This window comes from Bacillus sp. FSL W8-0519 (genome assembly GCF_038005585.1).
GTDB lineage: Bacteria > Bacillota > Bacilli > Bacillales > Bacillaceae_G > Bacillus_A > Bacillus_A paranthracis.
In genome coordinates this window covers 453,583-474,381 of sequence record NZ_JBBOTL010000001.1, presented here as the reverse complement: position 1 = coordinate 474,381, position 20,799 = coordinate 453,583, and the positions used below count along the sequence as shown (strand labels likewise).

Annotated in this window: 19 protein-coding genes and 1 other annotated feature; of the genes, 5 read left to right on the top strand and 14 right to left on the bottom strand. The window is 36.1% G+C overall.

The window, feature by feature from the left end; genetic code table 11:
- Positions 1-88: 88 nt before the first annotated feature.
- On the bottom strand, positions 89-769 hold the full coding sequence (locus NST14_RS02455) for a lysoplasmalogenase (protein ID WP_001051050.1): 681 nt from the start codon (positions 767-769) through the stop codon (positions 89-91).
- 123 nt (positions 770-892) lie between these two features.
- Positions 893-1,843: a DMT family transporter gene (locus NST14_RS02450; protein ID WP_000845687.1), complete on the bottom strand. Its 951-nt coding sequence runs from the start codon at positions 1,841-1,843 to the stop codon at positions 893-895.
- 270 nt (positions 1,844-2,113) lie between these two features.
- On the opposite strand from NST14_RS02450, the gene NST14_RS02445 reads away from it, so the two are divergent.
- Positions 2,114-4,039, top strand: coding sequence for a heavy metal translocating P-type ATPase (locus tag NST14_RS02445; RefSeq protein ID WP_001083783.1), 1,926 nt, complete (start codon positions 2,114-2,116; stop codon positions 4,037-4,039).
- Between the two features lie 184 nt (positions 4,040-4,223).
- On the opposite strand, the gene NST14_RS02440 is transcribed toward NST14_RS02445, so the two are convergent.
- The 3 genes from NST14_RS02440 to NST14_RS02430 are packed head-to-tail and all read right to left on the bottom strand — an operon-like array spanning position 4,224 to position 6,136.
- On the bottom strand, positions 4,224-5,093 hold the full coding sequence (locus tag NST14_RS02440; RefSeq protein WP_001226530.1) for a YihY/virulence factor BrkB family protein: 870 nt from the start codon (positions 5,091-5,093) through the stop codon (positions 4,224-4,226).
- A gap of 6 nt (positions 5,094-5,099) precedes the next feature.
- A complete protein-coding gene (locus NST14_RS02435) occupies positions 5,100-5,618 on the bottom strand; it encodes a DUF4075 domain-containing protein (protein WP_229143096.1) in 519 nt (172 codons plus the stop codon).
- Between the two features lie 53 nt (positions 5,619-5,671).
- Positions 5,672-6,136 carry a low molecular weight protein-tyrosine-phosphatase gene (locus tag NST14_RS02430; protein ID WP_000250909.1) on the bottom strand — a complete coding sequence of 155 codons (465 nt, stop codon included), beginning with the start codon at positions 6,134-6,136 and terminating at the stop codon, positions 5,672-5,674.
- 174 nt (positions 6,137-6,310) lie between these two features.
- On the opposite strand from NST14_RS02430, the gene NST14_RS02425 reads away from it, so the two are divergent.
- On the top strand, positions 6,311-6,535 hold the full coding sequence (locus NST14_RS02425) for a DUF1128 domain-containing protein (RefSeq protein WP_000366197.1): 225 nt from the start codon (positions 6,311-6,313) through the stop codon (positions 6,533-6,535).
- 190 nt (positions 6,536-6,725) lie between these two features.
- Positions 6,726-9,392, top strand: coding sequence for a cation-translocating P-type ATPase (locus NST14_RS02420; RefSeq protein WP_229143095.1), 2,667 nt, complete (start codon positions 6,726-6,728; stop codon positions 9,390-9,392).
- A gap of 60 nt (positions 9,393-9,452) precedes the next feature.
- Here NST14_RS02420 and NST14_RS02415 read toward each other — a convergent pair whose 3' ends face one another.
- The 7 genes from NST14_RS02415 to NST14_RS02385 form a co-directional block, all read right to left on the bottom strand.
- Positions 9,453-10,535, bottom strand: a complete 1,083-nt coding sequence (locus tag NST14_RS02415) for a toxic anion resistance protein (protein ID WP_001064413.1) — start codon at positions 10,533-10,535, stop codon at positions 9,453-9,455.
- A gap of 18 nt (positions 10,536-10,553) precedes the next feature.
- Positions 10,554-12,185, bottom strand: coding sequence for a YceG family protein (locus tag NST14_RS02410; RefSeq protein WP_000492873.1), 1,632 nt, complete (start codon positions 12,183-12,185; stop codon positions 10,554-10,556).
- A gap of 107 nt (positions 12,186-12,292) precedes the next feature.
- The gene (locus NST14_RS02405; RefSeq protein WP_000025699.1) at positions 12,293-13,084 is read right to left on the bottom strand and encodes a TerC family protein; all 792 of its coding nucleotides are present in this window, start codon (positions 13,082-13,084) and stop codon (positions 12,293-12,295) included.
- 72 nt (positions 13,085-13,156) lie between these two features.
- Entirely contained in the window at positions 13,157-13,735 is a 579-nt protein-coding gene (locus tag NST14_RS02400; RefSeq protein WP_001007533.1) for a TerD family protein, read from the bottom strand.
- Positions 13,736-13,814: 79 nt separating this feature from the next.
- Entirely contained in the window at positions 13,815-14,399 is a 585-nt protein-coding gene (locus NST14_RS02395; RefSeq protein ID WP_000146722.1) for a TerD family protein, read from the bottom strand.
- Between the two features lie 23 nt (positions 14,400-14,422).
- On the bottom strand, positions 14,423-15,019 hold the full coding sequence (locus NST14_RS02390; RefSeq protein WP_001121580.1) for a TerD family protein: 597 nt from the start codon (positions 15,017-15,019) through the stop codon (positions 14,423-14,425).
- A 128-nt stretch (positions 15,020-15,147) separates the two neighbouring features.
- Entirely contained in the window at positions 15,148-16,026 is an 879-nt protein-coding gene (locus tag NST14_RS02385) for an ROK family protein (protein ID WP_229136794.1), read from the bottom strand.
- 202 nt (positions 16,027-16,228) lie between these two features.
- On the opposite strand from NST14_RS02385, the gene NST14_RS02380 reads away from it, so the two are divergent.
- Positions 16,229-17,056, top strand: a complete 828-nt coding sequence (locus tag NST14_RS02380) for an LPXTG cell wall anchor domain-containing protein (protein WP_341118154.1) — start codon at positions 16,229-16,231, stop codon at positions 17,054-17,056.
- Between the two features lie 117 nt (positions 17,057-17,173).
- Here the strand turns inward: NST14_RS02380 and proS are convergent, their stop codons facing one another.
- Complete coding sequence (gene proS / locus NST14_RS02375; RefSeq protein ID WP_001040964.1) at positions 17,174-18,604, bottom strand: proline--tRNA ligase; 1,431 nt, start codon at positions 18,602-18,604, stop codon at positions 17,174-17,176.
- Between the two features lie 47 nt (positions 18,605-18,651).
- Positions 18,652-18,857 (bottom strand) — a binding site (T-box leader).
- A 93-nt stretch (positions 18,858-18,950) separates the two neighbouring features.
- Positions 18,951-19,244 (bottom strand): YesK-like family protein, encoded by a 294-nt coding sequence (locus NST14_RS02370; RefSeq protein ID WP_000383851.1) that lies wholly within the window; start codon positions 19,242-19,244, stop codon positions 18,951-18,953.
- Positions 19,245-19,397: 153 nt separating this feature from the next.
- On the opposite strand from NST14_RS02370, the gene NST14_RS02365 reads away from it, so the two are divergent.
- Positions 19,398-20,711, top strand: coding sequence for an alkaline phosphatase family protein (locus NST14_RS02365; protein ID WP_098487537.1), 1,314 nt, complete (start codon positions 19,398-19,400; stop codon positions 20,709-20,711).
- Positions 20,712-20,799 lie beyond the last annotated feature (88 nt).

Sequence of the window (20,799 nt, the reverse complement as noted above, 5' to 3'; positions counted from 1 at the left end):
CTATTTATAGACAGTAAAATTTGGCTGAAGCAAAATAGTAAAAAAGATACTCTCCAAATAGTCTATCTACTATTTGGAGAGTATCCTTTTATATTCCCACATATACAATACACATTTGAGCCGCTACATATGTAAACCAAATCCAAAGTGGTTCATACTTTAATTTGCGCCCTCCAATATCTGTCACGCCAATAATAAAATCAGAAATCACAAATAGTAAACCACCAAAAGCTGGTATCCACCATATTCCTGTATTCTCATAGTATAAGGCGAATGCAAAGCAAGCCATTCCTCCAACCCACAATCCGTAAATTAGCGCTCCTATCGTAAACAATTTATCTTGTTTCTCATTTCGAATAAAAAAGAACCATCCTATAATGAGAAAGAGTCCGTATGCGAGTAAACCAATCCAAAAACCATTCCATGAAATGCCTGTTTGCAAAAATGCTTTTACATAAAAACAATGCGCAAGCGCGAAAGTAATCATCCCTCCAATTAGCCTGTGACCAATTGGAATTAAACCTGCCATAAATAAATCCCCTACAGTTGATAACGTCATACCTAGTGCAACCCACGTACTATAATCTACTGATGGATCTTGTAACCATATCCAAATTGCACTTGCTGTTAAAGAAAAACTAAGAATAAGACGCACCGCTAAAGGTAACGGCATATTATTTCTTTTCTTTTTTGTCTGTCCTATTGCATAAATTACACCAATTAAAAAAAGAATGATTTGTGCAATTAACACCATGTAAAGTAGATTCATAATATGTTCTCCCCAATAAAATGCTTTTTGTATCTTTTTTCGTTACACCTAGTCTATTATCCTTTTTCTACATAAAAAAAGAAGAACAGTACTGTTCTTCTTTTTTTATCGTTTTCCTGTTATTTATGCTACTTGTTTTTCTTGCTCCATTTTCTGCTTAGCTGGCGTACGATTCACCACGATAATTCCCGCGGCTACACATGCTAAACCAAATAATACAAATGAATGAATTGCTTCTCCTAAAATCATGCTCGATAATAACACACCAAATACGGGTATGAAGAACATGTACATTGATACTTTTCCAACCTTGTTGTACTTCATAATTGTATTCCAAATGCAAAATCCTGCTGCGGATAAGAAAGATAAGTAAATCAGCATAAGTATTGCATGTACACTGAATGTAAATGGCATGACTCCAACTTGCAAAGCCCCTATACATAATAGCCCGATAGAACCAAAAATCATTTGGTATGCTGTCATATAGCCAACATCTAATGTTTTACTACCTTCTTTCGCCAATATATTCCCATACGAGTACAACATTGCTGCAATCAGAAGTAATAAACTACCAATTCCGAAATGGAATGACAAACTACCATCACTCGGTACATTTACTAAAATGACACCACAGAAGCCGATAGAAACTCCAATTACTTTTCTCACATTAAGAGCATCATCTTTATATAAAAAATGTGCGAGTAAAATTTGAAAGAATGATGAGGTTCCTGAAATGATAGCTCCTTCAATACCAGAACTATAGCTCATTCCAATATAAAAGCATATATATTGAAGAAATGTTTGAAATAAACCAATTTGTACTAACTGCTTCCCCGTTCCTTTTTTGAAATTCATATCTTTTCCTAACGCTTTAAAGAAGAATAAAAGCATAACCCCAGATAAGAAGAAACGATAACCAGCAAATAATATTTGCTCCCCAACTTCTTGTGGCTGAATTCCAAGTTCAGCATAACTTAATTTAATAAAAGGGAATGCGCTCCCCCATAAAAAAGTCGCTACTATTGCAGCAATAAACACGCCAATCGGATGGGTAAAAAATTTCTCTGTCTTCACTTGTTGTCTTCCTTTCCGATCTTTTTACGAACAATATTCATATATACCAAAGGAACTGTGAAAACACAAGTTTTCAGTTTATACGCAAACAAAAACATATCATCTAACGAAAACATATGCTATACTATAGAATAATTACAACATAATAACTGTTAAAAACAGATTCAACAGAAATGCTGCTATCCATTATGGATGGCAGCTTTCGTCGTTTTATAGGGGTTTCGATTTTGATTATTTTTCTCAATAAGAATTTGGAAGGAGCGAGTAGTAATGAACTCAGAAGTAAAAACATTACAAGTACAAAAGTCTATTTCTCATCCCTCTTTATGGGATACATTAAAGAAACATTATGAACTTATATTTGCAATCGCATCTGGTATTTTCATTTTAGCTGGTTGGTTATTCACAAAGAACGATGTAATGAATGTAGGCATTACTTGCTATATCCTTGCTTATATAGTTGGTGGATATGCAAAAGCAAAAGAAGGTATTGAAGATACAATTGAGGAGAAAGAGCTAAATGTCGAAATGCTTATGCTCTTTGCTGCTATCGGTGCTGCAATTATTGGCTACTGGGCAGAAGGCGCGATTTTAATCTTTATTTTCGCACTAAGCGGTGCAATGGAATCTTATACATTAAGTAAAAGCCAAAAAGAAATTTCAGCGCTTCTTGATCTACAACCTGAAGAAGCATTACGTATTTCAAATGGAACCGAGGAACGTGTTCCTGTTGGACGATTACAAATTAACGACATTATTTTAATTAAGCCAGGTGAGCGCGTTCCTGCTGACGGTACGATTCATAGCGGTGAAACAAATATCGATGAGGCAGCGATTACTGGTGAACCTATTCCAAATGAAAAAAAACATGGTGATGAAGTATTTGCTGGTACTGTAAACTTACGCGGTGCTATCGAAGTTAAAATTACAAAGCCGAGCGATCAAACATTATTCCAAAGGATTATCCGTCTCGTTCAAAGTGCACAAAGTGAAAAATCACCATCACAACTATTCATCGAAAAGTTTGAAGGAACATATGTAAAAGGTGTACTACTCGTTGTTGCGCTTATGATGTTCGTCCCTCATTTCTTACTAGATTGGAGCTGGAATGAAACGTTTTATCGCGCTATGATCTTACTTGTAGTCGCATCTCCTTGTGCACTCGTTGCTGCCATTACACCAGCAACGTTATCTGCTATTTCTAACGGAGCAAGAAATGGAATTCTCTTTAAAGGTGGCATACATTTAGAACGCCTCGCTTCAGTAAAAGCAATTGCTTTTGATAAAACAGGGACATTAACAGAAGGAAAACCTACCGTAACAGATGTATATGTTCGAGAAAATATGACAGAAAAAGAAGTACTTTCAATTACAGCAGCAATTGAAAGTCACTCTACACATCCTTTAGCTGAATCTATTGTGAAGTATGCACAACATGCGTATGACATTACATTAAAAAAACCAGAAAACGTTGAAGATGTAACTGGTTTTGGGCTAAAAGGAACATTCGAAAACAAAGCTTATAAAATAGGTAAAGCTGATTTTATCGGTGAAGAAACAAAGACATTTCATAATGGTATTTCTGCTTCCCTTGAAAAAGAAGGTAAAACTGTCGTTTATATTAGTGACGAAGATGGCATCCTTGGGCTTATCGCTTTAAAAGATACACTTCGCCAAGAAACGATAGCTGCTATTCGCGAATTACAAAGCATCGGTGTCGAAGCAATTATGATTACTGGTGATAATGAAGAAACAGCAAAAGCAATTGCCTCTGAAAGTAATATAAAGGAATATTACGCATCATGCTTACCAGAAACAAAAGTGGAAACGATTAAAAAGCTAAAAGAAAAATACGGGACAGTAGCAATGGTCGGAGATGGTATAAATGATGCCCCTGCACTCGCTACTGCTAGCATTGGTGTAGCGATGGGAGAAGGAACAGACGTAGCTTTAGAAACGGCAGACGTTGTACTTATGAAGAACGAGTTATCTCGACTTTCACAAGCAATTCGTTTATCAAAACGAATGAACCGTATTGTAAAGCAAAACGTAATCTTTTCACTAGCTGTAATTGCAATGCTGATTTGTTCAAACTTCATGCAATTTTTAGCTCTTCCATTCGGTGTTATCGGGCATGAGGGAAGTACGATTCTTGTTATTTTAAATGGCTTACGATTATTAAAAGGAAACAATTAAAACGGGTCCCTCATAAAGGACCCGTTTTTTCTAATGGTAGCTATTATGCCCGTTTGCACTACCGCTCGTTTTATGCTTTGGATGCGAACTACTCTTTTGTTTATTGTTATTTTTATTGTTGTGATTCTTTTTATTATTACTCATGAAATATCCCCCCTGTTCCCTATTATTATGGAACAAGAGCTCACTTTTCATTACGGGAATTATTGTCACCCGTCCTATAATGATGGAGTAAACCATTAATTTCACCGCCAAGTAAAATTACCCATCCAGTTAAGTAAAACCATAACATTAAAATAATAATACCACCGAGACCACCATATGTATTGGCGTAATTCGCAAACTTATCTACATAATAAGCAAATGAGTACGATACCACAATCCATCCTACAGTAGCAAATGTTGCTCCTGAAATGACTTCTCTTCTTTTTAATTTTCGATCTGGTGCAAATGTATATAAAAAACTAAACAATGCAAATAACACGAAGAAACTCGCTACTAAACGCGTAATACTCCACACGTAAGAAAAACTATCCGATAAACCAATTGCTTTAAATACAGCTGCCCCAATGACTTGTCCAAACACTGGAACAATTAGTGCAAACACAATCATAAAAATAATCGCTAATGTAAATACAATTGATAACGCCCTCGTTTTAATAAAAGAACGTGTTTCTGTTACATCATACGCACGGTTAAAAGCATTCATCACCGCATTTACACCATTTGAAGCAAACCATAGCATTGATAATAAACCAAATGATAATAAACCACCATTTTGCTCATTTACAACTTTATCCACGTTTACTTCAATCAAAGACATTGCATCTTCAGGTACGTACGGTTCTAATAAGTTGAGCACACTTTCTGTTTGAAGGTCAATGAATCCAAGAAGCGTAATTAAGAAAACAAGCCCAGGAAAAATCGCAAGCAAGAAGAAATAAGCGAGCTGTGCTGCCAAGCCCGCTACATCATCGCGCATCGTTCGGTCATATAAATCTTTACCAAACGAATAAGTACGATTTCTTCTCACCTTTTCTAAAATTTTTCTCATATATGGTTAAACGCTTTTCTTCTCTTCTTTATCTTGCTTCAACTCAATGTACGCTTCAGTTTTTTTTCCCTCTACATTGGAGTCTTTCATAAATAGTTCACGCGCTTCTTTCATACCGCCATCTTCAGCAACTACCGGCTCTTCTTCTTCTGCTTTCAGTTCATCTACTTTTGGAGAAACAGCTTGAATTTCAATCGTTTCTGGCTTCTCTGCTGGCTCAACCTTTTTCTTACTAAAAATTTCTTTCGTTTCTTTTAACGTCTCTACAACAGACGGCGTCAATTTTTTAATTTCTGCTACTTTTGCTTTCACTACATTTAAATCAGCAAGTTCGCGTCCTTTATCTGTAACAGTTTGCACTTTTTCTTTGATTTTTGCATTTTCACCAATTTCAATCATCTTTGTTTTTGCTTTTTCTGCAGTATTTTTTACTTTTTCACGGTTTTCTTTCTTCAACATAGATACAGCTACACCTGCAGCTACACCAATCGCAATGTTTCGAGCAATATTATTTTTCTTTGCCATATTCCTTCACCCTTTCATTTCTTATGTTAGAAAGTATTTCTTTCTAAGCTTCCTCATATTCCTTGTTCTTTTCGAATGAAAGCTAATAGCTTTGCACACCCTTCTGTTACAAGGTCATATACTTCTTGGAAATTCCCTGTATAGTAAGGGTCGGGAACGTCTGTCCAGCCACCGTCTGGAACAAAATCGGACAGCCTACCAATATAGCCTCCAGTTTTACCTAAACTTTTTAAATCTGCTATATTCTTGTTGTCCATGGCAATAATATAATCAAACTTTGTTAAGTCTTCTTTTTCTACTTGCCTTGCTTTAATTCCTTCAAAAGTAACTGCATTTTCTTTTAAAATTTTTTGTGTTCCTTTATGTGGCGGATGGCCAACATGCCAATCTCCAGTTCCTGCAGAATCAATGACAATTTTCTCTTCGAGTCCCTCTTTTACGACAAGATCTCGAAAAATCGCTTCTGCCATCGGAGAACGGCAAATGTTCCCAAGACAAACAAACAATACTTGAACCATATTTTTGTTTCTTCCTTTCTTGGTGCATTTCTTTATATATACTTATAGTATAAACAACCAATTAGTGAATATAAAGGAAATCCCTACTAATTTAATAGGATTGAAAAGATTCATTAACGAAAATGATAAAAAATGTTAAGATAGCCTTATGTTATTTTAAAGGGGGACACTTCGGTGGATTTATCCGTAAAGTCAGAAGAAAACGTTGAATATATGGTTGAAGCTATTAAAGAAAAATTACGTATGGTTAATGCTGGAGCGATGAGAGCTGCTAGCTTTAATGAAGAAATGTACGAAGACTTACGTGACATTTATGAGCATGTTATGAAACGTGAAACATTCAGCATTAGTGAAATGCAAGCTATTACAGAAGAATTAGGTACATTAATTAAAAAGTAAAGGAGCCTCGTTTATGAGGCTCTTTTTTACTTCCAACAAATTCATGACAACTCTTCTCTTTCCCTCAATCAACTGTAAAATATTGTACAATAGAAGTAGAACCTCACCTTAGATTTTTTCTCCATACATACTACTCACAAATAATAGCAACACTACCATTGCTAACTGTTTTTACTGGAGGTGCTTACTTATGAGCAATTGGTACAGTAAGACGAAAGATCAAACATTAATCGACCTAGAAACAAACGAACAACACGGTTTAACAGAAGAAATTGTAAATGGACGTTTAAAGCAATACGGTTCTAATGAATTAGCTACAAAACAAAAACGCACTTTATGGCAGCGTATTTTCGCCCAAATTAATGACGTCCTCGTATATGTCCTTATTATTGCTGCCCTTATTTCAGCCTTTGTAGGTGAATGGGCTGATGCAAGTATTATTGCGCTCGTTGTAGTTTTAAATGCTGTTATCGGTGTCGTCCAAGAATCGAAAGCAGAACAAGCTTTAGAGGCATTGAAAAAGATGGCGACACCTAAAGCTATCGTCAAGCGAGATGGTGAACTAAAAGAAATTCCATCTGAGCACGTCGTTCCAGGTGATATCGTTATGCTCGACGCCGGACGATATATCCCATGCGATTTACGCCTGATCGAAACCGCAAATTTAAAAGTTGAAGAATCTGCTCTAACTGGTGAATCTGTCCCTGTTGATAAAGATGCAATCTACCACCCTTCCATGCAAAGTGATGAACAAGTACCACTCGGTGATCAAAAGAATATGGCCTTTATGTCTACTCTTGTTACATATGGACGAGGCGTTGGTGTTGCTGTTGAAACTGGAATGAACTCACAAATTGGTAAGATTGCTACCTTGTTACATGAAGCAGACGATGATATGACACCACTTCAAAAAAGCTTAGCACAAGTCGGAAAGTATTTAGGCTTTGTTGCTGTAGCTATTTGTATCGTGATGTTTCTCATCGGCTTTTTACAAGGACGAGATACACTAGAAATGTTTATGACTGCAATTAGTTTAGCCGTTGCAGCTATTCCAGAAGGTTTGCCAGCTATCGTTTCCATCGTTCTTGCAATTGGTGTGCAGCGTATGATTAAACAAAATGTTATCATTCGGAAACTACCAGCTGTTGAAGCTCTCGGTTCTGTCACAATTATTTGTTCAGATAAAACAGGTACGTTAACACAAAATAAAATGACCGTTACTCACTTTTATAGTGATAACACATACGATCAATTAGAAAATTTAAACGTAAATAATGATGTGCAACGTCTATTGTTAGAAAATATGGTGCTATGTAATGATGCATCTTACAATAATGACTCACAAACGGGAGACCCAACTGAAATTGCTCTTCTCGTTGCCGGAACCACCTTTAATATGCAAAAAGATCATTTAGAAAAAATACATGAACGTGTAAATGAGCTACCTTTCGATTCAGATCGTAAAATGATGTCAACCGTGCATACATATGATGAAAGCTACTATAGCATGACGAAAGGTGCTATCGATAAACTCTTACCTCGATGTACCCACATATTTAAAAACGGTAAAATCGAGGTTCTAACAGATGCTGATAAAGATCAAATATTAGAAGCCGCTGGGTCAATGTCTCAAGAAGCTTTAAGAGTACTTTCATTCGCATTTAAACAATACAATTCAAACGATGTGGATATAGATCATCTCGAAGAAAATCTCATCTTTATTGGTCTTGTCGGTATGATTGATCCACCGCGAACTGAAGTAAAAGATTCAATTACAGAATGTAAAAAAGCCGGTATTCGCACAGTTATGATTACTGGTGACCATAAAGATACCGCCTTTGCAATTGCTAAAGAACTTGGCATCGCTGAAGAAATATCTGAAATTATGATTGGAACTGAATTAGACAACATTTCAGATACAGAACTAGCAAACAAAATTGATCGCTTACATGTATTCGCTAGAGTCTCTCCAGAACATAAAGTAAAGATCGTAAAAGCATTACGTGCAAAAGGCAATATCGTTTCTATGACTGGTGATGGCGTCAATGACGCTCCATCTTTAAAACAAGCAGATGTTGGCGTAGCGATGGGCATTACAGGAACAGATGTTGCAAAAGGGGCAGCGGATGTCGTATTAACAGATGATAATTTCTCATCTATCGTGAAAGCTGTTGAGGAAGGTAGAAACATTTATCGTAACATAAAAAAATCAATTCTCTTCCTACTCTCTTGTAACTTCGGAGAAATTATCACTTTATTTTTAGCCATTTTACTCGGCTGGGCAACACCACTACGACCTATTCACATTTTGTGGGTGAATTTAATTACAGATACGCTGCCTGCATTATCACTTGGGGTTGATCCTGAAGATCCTGATGTGATGAAGGAAAAACCACGACATGCGAAAGAAAGCTTATTTAGTGGTAGCGTTCCTTTCCTTATTTTCAATGGGGTTGTCATTGGCCTTTTGACGCTAATAGCCTTTATCGCCGGAGCAAAGTTCTATACTGGAGATACACATCTATTCCCTCTTTTCCCAGAGCAAATTGATGAGGATGCTTTATTACACGCTCAAACGATGGCATTTGTCGTTCTTAGTTTTTCTCAGCTCGTTCATTCATTTAACTTGCGTTCAAGAACGAAATCGATCTTTTCAATTGGGATTTTTACAAATAAATATTTAGTCTTCTCCCTTCTTATCGGTGTTCTTATGCAAGTTTGTATCATCTCCATTCCGCCCCTTGCAAATATATTCGGTGTGCATGCATTAACGATGCGAGATTGGGGATTTGTTCTCTTATTAAGTATCATTCCGCTTGTTGTGAATGAAATCATTAAATTAGTGAAGAAAAACTAAAAGGCAATGAGGACTATTTCTCATTGCCTTTTCGTTTACCCCACTGATTAAAGTTTCACTTTATCCTTGTAATTCTTTTTTAATGTTCTCTGTTAATGTAGCCATACGTTTGCGGCTTTCTTCACGCTCACGTTTATTTTGTTCTTCAATTTGTTGTGTTTCTTGCATACCTCTTGAAATAATGTTCCAAGTTTCCTCAAGTGTTTCCATCTTAATACTAGAAGAACCTGATAACCTCGCTACTTCCACACTTTGCGTCGCGATATTTTGTGCATTTTTCTTAAGTAATTCATTTGTACGGCGATCCAGTTCAGCCATAGAATCTGCAACAAGCTTTTGACGCTTCGCATTTACCGCTTGAATGATACCATTTTTAAAGATAGGGATCGTTGTAATAAATGCTGTATTGATTTTACCAATTAATTTATTATTACCACGTTGAATCATACGAATTTGTGGTGCTGTAAGTAACGCAACCATACGTGCTTTTTCTAAATCATCAATACGCTGTTCTAAAATTTCAACAGAGTTTTTAAGCGACTCTAATTCAATACCTGCTAATTGATCATTATTACGTACACGCTCTTCATACATCGGAACTAACTCTGTATTTAAACGCTCTAATAACATTTCTCCTGCTACTACGTATTTTTCTAAGTCTAAATAATATTTTAAGTTTTGCTCATATAAACCATCTAACGTACCAATTGATTTTTTCATTTCATCTTGATACTTTGTAATTTCCACATACACTTTATCAATTTCACGGCCCATCGTTTGATATTTGCTAAAGATTTGTTCAATCATTTTATCCGCTTTTTTGAACATACGTGAGAAGAAACCGCTTTTCTCTTCCGCAAAGTCTTTGCTATCGAATCGGTCCATAATTTTACCAAGCTGTTTTAATAATTCACCAGAATCTTCTATCTTTGATAATGACATTGTATGTAAAATTTGATCAGCAAAACGTGAAATTTCCATAGAAGGTTCTTTTCCAAGTTCAATTAATTCTAATTGATCTTTAATATCTACCGCATTATAAATACGTTGTACATCCGCATCTTGTCTAAGTTGCAAGCGAACATCTTGTGCTGTTTGCTCATTTAATTCTGTTTTCGAATCTAGTACGACTGGGTTATTCATATGGTATTCTCCCTTTCCTTATAAAAATGGACGAAATAGTCCTTTTATTGTTTGTGATAAATTTTTATAGGCTGATGAACCATGAAACTCAAGATCGAAATTAACTTCTTCAAGCCAATGTGAATCAAATGCCCCCGCTTCAATATATGGTTCAATATCGTTTCTTCCCGTTGGATTGAAATGGAATACATCTACTCCAATTTGATTTAAAAATAGTAATAAAACAGCATCAGAACGAGTTAACTCTCCACTCTTCTCATTATTAAATATAACAATTTTCGGTACATCTTGTGAATAATCAAATTTCTCAAGCTGTTCTAAAATATTCGGTGGTATTTGAGAAAGTTGCGCGAAAACATATAGCGCTACATCTTGTTTCGTCTCTTTTGCAATTGGTTTACACATTTCGCTTTCACACGTATGGATAATCGCTTCTGCAATACCATGTTGTAATCCTTCTGGCAATCGTTTATGTGGCCACCAATGACTGTTCATAATTAAATCTGGATGCAATTTTCCCCCGCGGTCTAATGCATCTCGATAATGGTATTGGAAATTTGCTTTTTGTTCTTTCGTAAACGGAAATGTATTAATTAATAAACTGTTATCAAATGATGTAACAGCCTTTAATCGTTGAAAATACTCTTTATCATTCTTTGAAACACCTGATATTTTCGCAAATAAAGAAGGGATATAAATGTGTTTATTTTCAACAAAGAATGTCGGGCGTACAAACGCCTTTTCTTTCGTAATTAAAAAGAGTTCATCATATGTTGTTTTTAATGTACGAGCTACAGGCGTATAGGAACGGAATTGCCACGGCTTGTACAGCAGTGAATTATCGTGGTGAAGTACTTGCTCAATTTCTTTTGAAGCTTGATACGCTACTGTTGCAACACGCTCACGGCGGCGATCTGGAAATGGTTCAAGAGCAATACGGCCTGGATGAGACATAATAAATGTCCTTCCCTCTTCATCGACATTCTCAAATCCATCTTTTCCTTCTGGGTGATAATAAAGTACATCGCAGCCGAGCATAATAAGAAAGTATAAGAAATATATACGGCTTTCCTGTGCATCACCGTACCAAACAATACGCGGCATTTGTTTCTTATAGTTAATCGTAGAGAACCACTTCGCTACGTAATTTTCGCTTAATTTAATCATGTCGATTAAGAAACGACGGAAGCCTTCTGTCTTTAAAGATTGATTATGTTGTTTCTCATATAATTTCAATACAGAAATAAATGTCGTATGTATATAATGTTGTAAATCAGGATTATCTACTTTCGGCAAAAGTTGTTTCCCAGATAAGTGTGCCACTAGCCTATTTACTGTTAGACCATTTGGTGCTTCTTGATGTAATCCGAACACTTCTTGAATATGACGAAGTTTTTCCGAATCGATTACTTTATTTAAATTTTGTTCATGTAAAACTTCAATTCCTTTCGCTTCACTATAATCAAATAGTTCATTGAAATATTCATCTACATCATTAGGAACGCCAAGGATTCGACATGCTATATAACTAAATTTCATCTCATTCTCTGTCAGCTCATATTGTGGACGTTTTTCTAAAAGCGTTTCAAATTGCTTTAAATCTGATTCATCTTTTAATGCATATGGTTGAAGTGTAAAACGTGAAAACACAACAGTTCACCTCCAAAAACATTTACTTTTTCTAAGTCTTTCTTCTATTATAAACTATTTCTGTCTATAAAAAATGGGCGCTCGTAAAACGAGCAAACCCATTTCAATTATTTATTGTCTTCTTTAGTAGCTGCAACTTCTTCTTTAGCTTGTCCAGAATTCTTCATGTAGTGAAGTATAAATGTTGCTCCAAATGCTACAACTAAAATAATGAAGAACACTGTATGGCTTATTTCAATATGAATGACAGACAATAACATTTTTGCTGCGATAATTAAGATTAAAATATATGCTGTCGTTTCAAGTTCTGGAATACGCTCTAACAATTTTAAGAATACACCAGCGATACCGCGCATCATTAAAATACCGAGCATTCCACCTAATAATAGAATCCAAACTTCATTTGATACACCAAATGCAGCAAGTACGCTATCTACAGAGAATGCGATATCCATTAATTCAACCATCGCAACTGTTCCCCAGAAGACACCAAACATTCTGAAGAGAACACTGTTTTGGTTCATACCATGAGCTTCCTCTTCTTCTGCATTACCTTTTCGTTTATCAATAAAGTATTTAACTGAAAGCCATGCTAAGTAAAGTGCACCTAACACTTTTACCCATGCTAATTTAATTAAGAACATTCCAATTCCAATTGCGATAAATCGAAATACATAAGCTCCAATAAGTCCATAGAATAATGCTTTTTTACGTTTTTCTTCCGGAAGGTGTTTTACCATTACCGCTAATACAAGTGCGTTATCAGCAGATAACAATCCTTCAAGTACAACAAGTGTACCTATTAATCCCCAAGATACTGGATCCTGCAACACTTTAATCCACATGTCCAAGTCGAAAAATTGAGCATACGTATCAAGGATTCCTTGCAAAATACTCATCTTACCTATATCCCCTATTCTTTGCTAGATTTATAGAAAGGTCAAAAAAAGGAAACGAATATCGTTTCCTTCCTATGCATCCAAGCCATACGCTCTTACAAGCGCACCTAAGCCACCTTGGAATCCACTTCCTACTGCATTAAACTTCCACTGTCCATTATGACGGTATAATTCACAAAAGACAACTGCTGTTTCGATGGAGAAATCTTCCCCTAAATCAAAACGAAGAACTTCTTCATTCGTTTCTTCATTTGCTAAACGAACGAAAGCATTTCCTACTTGTCCAAAGTTTTGACTACGGCCTTCCGCATCATAAATCGTAACTGTAATAGCAATTTTGTGCACATCTGCTGGAACTTTCTTTAAGTCCACAACAAGTTGTTCATCATCGCCTTCACCTTCACCTGTACGGTTATCACCTGTATGTAGAACAGATCCACAAGGAGACTGTAAATTATTATAGAAGATAAAATCAGTTTCCTTCGTACATTTTCCGTTCGCGTCTAATAGAAAGGCAGATGCATCTAAATCGAAATCTGATCCACCATCATAAGATTTAATATCCCAACCAAGACCAATTACTGCTTTTGTTAAGCCAGGGCTTGTTTTACCTAAATCGATTTTCTGTCCTTTTTGTAACTGAATGGCCATGTATATTCACCTCTATATTTTAATCTTTAAAAACATATCCATTAGTAAATATATACTTACTAATGGATAGTTAAATCTATTACTCTACATCTAAACCGAAATTGTTACATAGAGACGCTAATCCACCTTGGAATCCACTTCCGATTGCATTGAACTTCCAGTCACCTGCATGGCGGTATAGTTCACCTACTACAACAGCTGTTTCAATAGAGAAATCTTCTCCTAAATCGTAACGAATTAACTCTGCATTCTTTTCTTCATCTAAAATACGTACGAAAGAGTTAGAAACTTGACCAAAGTTTTGGCTACGACCTTCTCCATCGTAAATTGTAATTGTGAAACAAATACGTTCGATATGTGCAGGTACATTTTTCAAATCTACTTTGATAGATTCATCATCGCCTTCACCTTCGCCAGTTCGGTTATCTCCTAAATGTTCTACAGCACCATTCGCACCTTTTGGGTTATTATAGAAAACAAAATCTTCTGCTCCTGAAACTTTACCGTTAGCACCTACTAAAAAGATACTAACATCTAAATCAAAATCAGCTTGTCCATCATAACGATTTGTATCCCAACCAAGTCCTACAAGAACTTTTGAAAGACCTGGATTCGTTTTTGTTAAGTCTACCTTTTGTCCTTTTTTCAATGAAATTGATGCCATATACAATTCCTCCTCGGTTTATATTATTGATAACGTGATACAATCTCACTTAAGTTTTTATCTTGTGTTCCTTCTCCAACAGCTGAAAACTTCCATTCACTTCCGTGGCGATACATTTCACCTGCAATTAGAGTCGTTTTGCCAGCATAATTATCCGATAAATTATAGCGTGCGAATTCTTCGCCAGTTTGCGGGTTTTGAATACGAATATATGCATTACGAATCATCCCGAAATCTTGACGACGATTTACACAGTCATAAATATTTACAACGAATACTAAACGATTAATACGGCTCGGAACTTTATGTAATTCTACGAAAATTGTTTCGTCATCACCAGCGCCTTCGCCTGTTAAATTATCTCCTGAATGAATAATACTACCACAAGTAGAAAGCTTGTTTCCGAAGTAAACTAAATCGTTTTTGTTTAAAAAACGATCTTCTTCTAACATAACAACTGATGCATCACAATCTACATTTGGTTTACTTCCAAATAATGAAGACAGAAACCCACCTGATTGCCCAATTGGATCCCAGCCTAAGCCAACCTGTAGTTTTGCTACTTTGGGTTGTCCTTTCGTTAAATCGATCTTTTGACCTTTTTCTAAAATAATAGGCATGCAGTTTCTTCCTTTCTACAAAGCATTTTCCAATACGGAAAATATTGTATTCTCCTCTTATATTGTAGCATTATTTACCTAGTGATAAAAAGGATAAATTCTCAGTTATATGAAAACATTCATATAATTTACTTATGATGATGTAAGAAGTGGTAAATAGCACCAACCATTCCTGCACAATTACCGTTTTGTGCAAGTTCAATCTCACAATTACTATAAATCTCTTTATCTAAATATTTTTCTACCTCTTCTTTTACTTCTTTTAAGAACTGATTTCCCCTAGCAGTAATTCCGCCACCTATAACAATCACTTCTGGATTAAAAATATAAGCAAGGTTACTAATTCCAATCGCTAAATGTTTGAAGAAAACCTCAACTGCTTGGGTAACTTCCCTATCACCTTTATCATACAGTTCGAAAATCTTTTTTCCATTCCAATCGCTTTCACCTTTATATTCTCGCACAAGACGAATTAACCCTGAAACGGAAGCGACCTCTTCAAACGCTTTTCCTTCTATTAACATATTTCCCCATTCACCAGCACTAAACGAATGCCCTCTATATAACTCTCCATCTATAAAAATTGCTCCTCCAATACCAGTTCCAAGGGTGAACATAATAAAATTTCCTTTCTCTCTTCCACTACCATTCCACTTTTCTCCAAACGCTGCACAATTCACATCATTATCAATGGATACAGGAACTTTTAATACCTCTTGCAATCTATTCATAATAGGAATCATACTATAGCCCGGAATATGATCCACACCTCCCGTCACCACCCCTTTATTAACGTCAACAATTCCCGCCGTACTAATACCAATTCCCCAAACCTTATGTTCCCCCATTAATTTTTTTGATAAAAGAATGAGTTTTTGAATGATTTGTTCTCCGCCCAAATGAATTTCTGTTGGAACTGTTTTATGCTTTAGTACTGTTCCTGTTTCTGAAACAATTCCATATTTAATGTGTGTACCACCAATATCAAATGCAATATACTCTTTCATCTGCTGTCACTTCCTCTACTGTAATGTGTGTGAAATTCCCACTACTCTACTATTATAAAGAATTTACACTAACTCTTTTCTCTCTTTAGAAATACACCACCTTTTTCTATATATAGATTTTTTTGTATAAAACTCTTTTTCCTATGAAATATTACAAAGGGATGTATTTTAGATGGAATATTAATTTTTCAGGAGGAAATCAATGACGAAAATTTTTATTTTAGCATCAACTCTTTCTTTATCTTTTTTTAGTGGTTTAAATATTGGTAATGCAGCAACAGAAAACTTCTCTCCAGTAACAAATGCGATTGTACAAAATAACGATCATTTCGCAGAAGGTAACTCAAAAGATAATAATAAACCACCAGGAAACGGTGGTTCTCAGGACGATAGTGGTTCTGGTGGCAATGGTTCCGGCGGTAGCGGTTCTGATGGCAGTGGTTCTGATGGCAACGGCTCTGATGGCAATGGTTCTGGTGGCAACGGTTCTGGTGGCAATGGTTCTGGTGGCAATGGTTCTGATGGCAACGGCTCTGATGGCAATGGTTCTGGTGGCAATGGCTCTAGCGGTAGCGGTTCTGATGGCAGTGGTTCTGGTGGCAATGGTTCCGGCGGTAGCGGTTCTGATGGCAGTGGTTCTGGTGGCAACGGTTCTGGCGGCAATAGCTCTGGTGGCAATGGCTCTAGCGGTAGCGGTTCTGATGGCAGTGGTTCTGGTGGCAACGGCTCTGGTGGCAATGGTTCCGGTGGCAATGGCTCTGGTGGCAATCGTGGTAAAGGCGATAGCAGTTCTCAAGGGGGAAATGACTCTCATGGAGGTAACCGTGGTAAAGGCGATAGCAGTTCTCAAGGAGGAAATGGCCCTCAAGGTGGCAATAGTTCCAAAGGTGGTAACGTAAAAGATAACGCGAAAAAACAAGGCGATAAGTTACCGAATACTGCAACACATTATCCTGCATCTATTTTAATGGGACTTTCAACATTCCTAATTGGTATGTTACTATTCATTCGCCGTAAAAACGCAAAATAAAAACATATCCTTCCATCTTAAAAATACATGAAACAAATTGTAAAACTAAAAAGGACTTTGGATTGCATTTTATTATGCAGCCTAAAGTCCTTTTCATCCTTCCTATCCAAAAGAGCATTAATACGCTTTTCCCCAATACACCATTTGTTTCGCTTCTTTACCACAACAAATACATTCGTCAGCTAAATGCTCTTGCTCAAAAGGCATACAGCGAGAAGATACTCCGACTTCTTCTTTTAATTTCTCTTCACAAGCTAGTTCCCCGCACCACATCGCCTTAATAAATCCTTGCTTTTCATCAGCTAATTTTTTCATCTCTTCAAACTTCGTCACACTATACGTATTTTCATCACGAAATACTTTTGCTTTATTAAATAAAGAGTTATGAATTTCCTCAAGTAGTGCTGGAATGCGTTCTTCTAATTGATCCATTGATATAAACTCTTTTTCTTTCGTATCTCTTCTTACGAGTACAACTTGATTCTTTTCAATATCTTTAGGACCAACTTCTAATCGAATTGGAATACCTTTCATTTCATACTCATTAAATTTCCAACCTGGTGTTTTATTACTAGCATCTATTTTTACTCGTGCAACCTTTTGAATATGTCCTTGTAACTCTAGCGCTTTCGCCAAAACTCCTTCTTTATGCTGAGCAATCGGTACAATAACAACTTGCACTGGTGCAACTTTAGGAGGCATTACAAGCCCATTATTATCACTATGAACCATAATCAGTCCACCTATCATTCTTGTTGATACACCCCAAGATGTTTGGTGTACATATTGCCACTTACCGGTACGATCTAAAAATTTAATATCAAATGCTTCAGAGAAATTCGTTCCAAAGTTATGGGATGTTCCTGTTTGAAGTGCTTTCCCATCATGCATTAAGCTTTCAATCGTATAAGTTGCCTTTGCTCCCGCAAATTTTTCTTTTTCTGTTTTTTGTCCTTTAATTACCGGTATCGCTAAATAGTCTTCACAGAAAGAAGCATATAGATTTAAAATATTTAATGTTTCAGCTTGAGATTCTTCTGCTGTTTCATGAATTGTATGACCCTCTTGCCATAAGAATTCCGTTGTGCGAAGAAATGGCCTCGTTGTCTTTTCCCAACGAACTACTGAACACCACTGATTATATAACTTTGGCAAATCATTATAGGATTGCACAATTTTTGAAAAGTGCTCACAGAATAAAGTTTCAGATGTAGGGCGTATACAAAGTCTTTCTGCTAACTTTTCATTCCCGCCATGTGTCACCCATGCTACTTCAGGAGCAAATCCTTCTACATGATCCTTCTCTTTTTGTAATAAGCTCTCTGGGATAAACATTGGCATATACACATTTTCATGACCGGTTGCTTTTAACTTCTCATCCATAACTTTCTGCATATTTTCCCATAAGGCATAGCCGTACGGGCGTAGAATCATACATCCTTTTACACTTGAATAATCAACAAGTTCTGCTTTTTTTACAATATCTGTGTACCACTGTGCAAAGTCCTCTTCCATCTTCGTAATCGCTTGTACTTGTTCTTTTGCCATAGTCAGTCTTCCTCCTTCTAGAAAATACAAAAAAGCCCGCGTCCCTAAATAGGGACCGAGCTTTGCCGGCGTTACCACCCTGATTCATGCACAAAATTGTGCATGCTCTCTTTTTGATAACGGGAAATTCCCGCTGCATATGCAGAACGCAAAGGTAGGTTCCATGTTGTCTTTTTAAGAATCTTTCAGCCTGACGGATTCTCTCTCTGCTAAAAAGGTTGAACATATACTAGTCCTTTTTCATCGTTATAACAAAATAAATTTGTTGAATATCATAATATAAATTTCACTTCAAAACAAGAGTGAATTTTCTTATTTTTATATATTCTTTTCATTTTTTACAGTTTTATACGTAGCTTTTTCGTGATATTTTTAAAAGTTGATGTGCAATCATACCAATAAGTGTACCAAGTAGGACGAAGAAACCAATAAACCCATACCCCATTCCTTCCCATCCACCAATAACCATCATTGTAACAGGAAAGGATGCTAAACAAAGAAGTATTAGACTAAGTGCAAATATAATATCGAACTGCTTGTCTGGAAACCGTTTCTTTAGTAAATACGAAATAGCAAATACAAGGATAATCGTGATTCCGCCAATGATGTAAAATATACCAAATCCATCTAACCAGTCCATACCATTCCCTCCTTCCATAGATTCCCTTATACTTATTATATGTTCAACTTTTCTGAAAATAAATAATAAATTTTATTTAAAAACATATTTTTATTACTAGGTATTAATAGTAGTATATAGTAATAGGTTTTATATAATTAGGAGGATTACTTTATGGATAAAGCATTAACGAATCGTGTCATCATTTTATCATTCGACTGTTTATCAGCTTTAGATTTTCCTATACTACAAAAATTACCTCACTTCCAATCTCTAATCAAAAAGGGTACGGTTGTCGAAAAAGTAGAACCAATTTATCCTTCTGTAACATACCCAAGTCACTCAACAATCGTAACTGGTAATTACCCTAATAAACATGGTGTTGTTAGCAATACGTTACTTCAACCTGGACGTGAATCACCCGATTGGCATTGGTACCGAAAATCAATACAAGGAACAACGTTATATGATGAAGCACATAAAGCAAATTTAATGACAGCTGCCCTTCTATGGCCTGTTACCGGCAGAGCAAATATTGATTACAATTTACCAGAAATCTTTCCAAATAGACCGTGGCAAAATCAAGTTTTAGTTTCATTATTTAGCGGTAGCCCGCTATATCAATTAGATTTAAATCGTCGTTTCGGCCATATACGAAATGGAGTGTCACAACCTGAACTCGATGATTTCGTACTTGCTTCTGCTGTGCATACAATCCAGACGAAAAAGCCTAATGTCATGTTTGTACATTTCACCGATTTAGACACCCAAAGACACTATCACGGCTTTGAATCAAAAGAAACAATAGCCGCAATTCATAGACATGATGAGCGACTAGGGAAAATTATTCAAGCTTTAAAAGACAGTGGACTATACGAAGAGAGCACTATTATCGCTCTTGGTGATCATAGCGCTTTAAGTGAAAACAAAGCCATTCAATTAAATGTACTATTTCATCAAAAAGGGCTTATCTCTATAAATTCAAAAGGAAAATTAGTAGACTGGAATGCTTATTGCCAAAGTTGCGATGGGTCCGCCTATGTATATGTGAAAGACAAAAACGATACCGATACAATTCGAGAAGTACAACTACTCCTTGAAGAACTGCTTCAAAATAAACAAAACGGTATTGAATTTATACTTCATGATGAGGATGCGAAGGAATGCGGTGCAGATGGCAATTGTTTATTTATGTTGGAAGCACGAGAAGGGTATTATTTCACTGAAAACTATACAGGAGATTTTATAAAAGAAATTACTGAAAAAGATGTTACGCCTAGTAAAAAATATACATTTGGTACGCATGGATACTCTCCAACAAAACCTAACTATGAAACAATTTTTATAGCTGCTGGGAAAGGAATAAAAAGCGGCATTACCATACCGTATATGAGACTTATTGATGAAGGCCCAACTATCGCTAGACTACTCGGTTTACACTTAGGTGAAACAGACGGATCAATTGTAGAGGATTTACTCCAATTGTAAAGAACTGTGTATATATGTAAAAGTTATGTAAAATTCATCATTGTTTCTCTTTTTATAATTTTTATTTTTGTACACTGTTAGTAGAACA

Coding starts and splice junctions, on each gene's coding strand:
- NST14_RS02435 (WP_229143096.1), bottom strand. CDS start 5,618: ATGGCAAAGAAAAATAATATTGCTCGAAACATTGCGATTGGTGTAGCT.
- NST14_RS02370 (WP_000383851.1), bottom strand. CDS start 19,244: ATGGACTGGTTAGATGGATTTGGTATATTTTACATCATTGGCGGAATC.
- NST14_RS02405 (WP_000025699.1), bottom strand. CDS start 13,084: ATGAGTATTTTGCAAGGAATCCTTGATACGTATGCTCAATTTTTCGAC.
- NST14_RS02390 (WP_001121580.1), bottom strand. CDS start 15,019: ATGCCTATTATTTTAGAAAAAGGTCAAAAGATCGATTTAACGAAAGGA.
- NST14_RS02395 (WP_000146722.1), bottom strand. CDS start 14,399: ATGGCATCAATTTCATTGAAAAAAGGACAAAAGGTAGACTTAACAAAA.
- NST14_RS02440 (WP_001226530.1), bottom strand. CDS start 5,093: ATGAGAAAAATTTTAGAAAAGGTGAGAAGAAATCGTACTTATTCGTTT.
- NST14_RS02445 (WP_001083783.1), top strand. CDS start 2,114: ATGAACTCAGAAGTAAAAACATTACAAGTACAAAAGTCTATTTCTCAT.
- NST14_RS02380 (WP_341118154.1), top strand. CDS start 16,229: ATGACGAAAATTTTTATTTTAGCATCAACTCTTTCTTTATCTTTTTTT.
- NST14_RS02400 (WP_001007533.1), bottom strand. CDS start 13,735: ATGGCCATTCAGTTACAAAAAGGACAGAAAATCGATTTAGGTAAAACA.
- NST14_RS02385 (WP_229136794.1), bottom strand. CDS start 16,026: ATGAAAGAGTATATTGCATTTGATATTGGTGGTACACACATTAAATAT.
- NST14_RS02415 (WP_001064413.1), bottom strand. CDS start 10,535: ATGAATAACCCAGTCGTACTAGATTCGAAAACAGAATTAAATGAGCAA.
- NST14_RS02455 (WP_001051050.1), bottom strand. CDS start 769: ATGAATCTACTTTACATGGTGTTAATTGCACAAATCATTCTTTTTTTA.
- NST14_RS02420 (WP_229143095.1), top strand. CDS start 6,726: ATGAGCAATTGGTACAGTAAGACGAAAGATCAAACATTAATCGACCTA.
- NST14_RS02430 (WP_000250909.1), bottom strand. CDS start 6,136: ATGGTTCAAGTATTGTTTGTTTGTCTTGGGAACATTTGCCGTTCTCCG.
- proS (WP_001040964.1), bottom strand. CDS start 18,604: ATGGCAAAAGAACAAGTACAAGCGATTACGAAGATGGAAGAGGACTTT.
- NST14_RS02365 (WP_098487537.1), top strand. CDS start 19,398: ATGGATAAAGCATTAACGAATCGTGTCATCATTTTATCATTCGACTGT.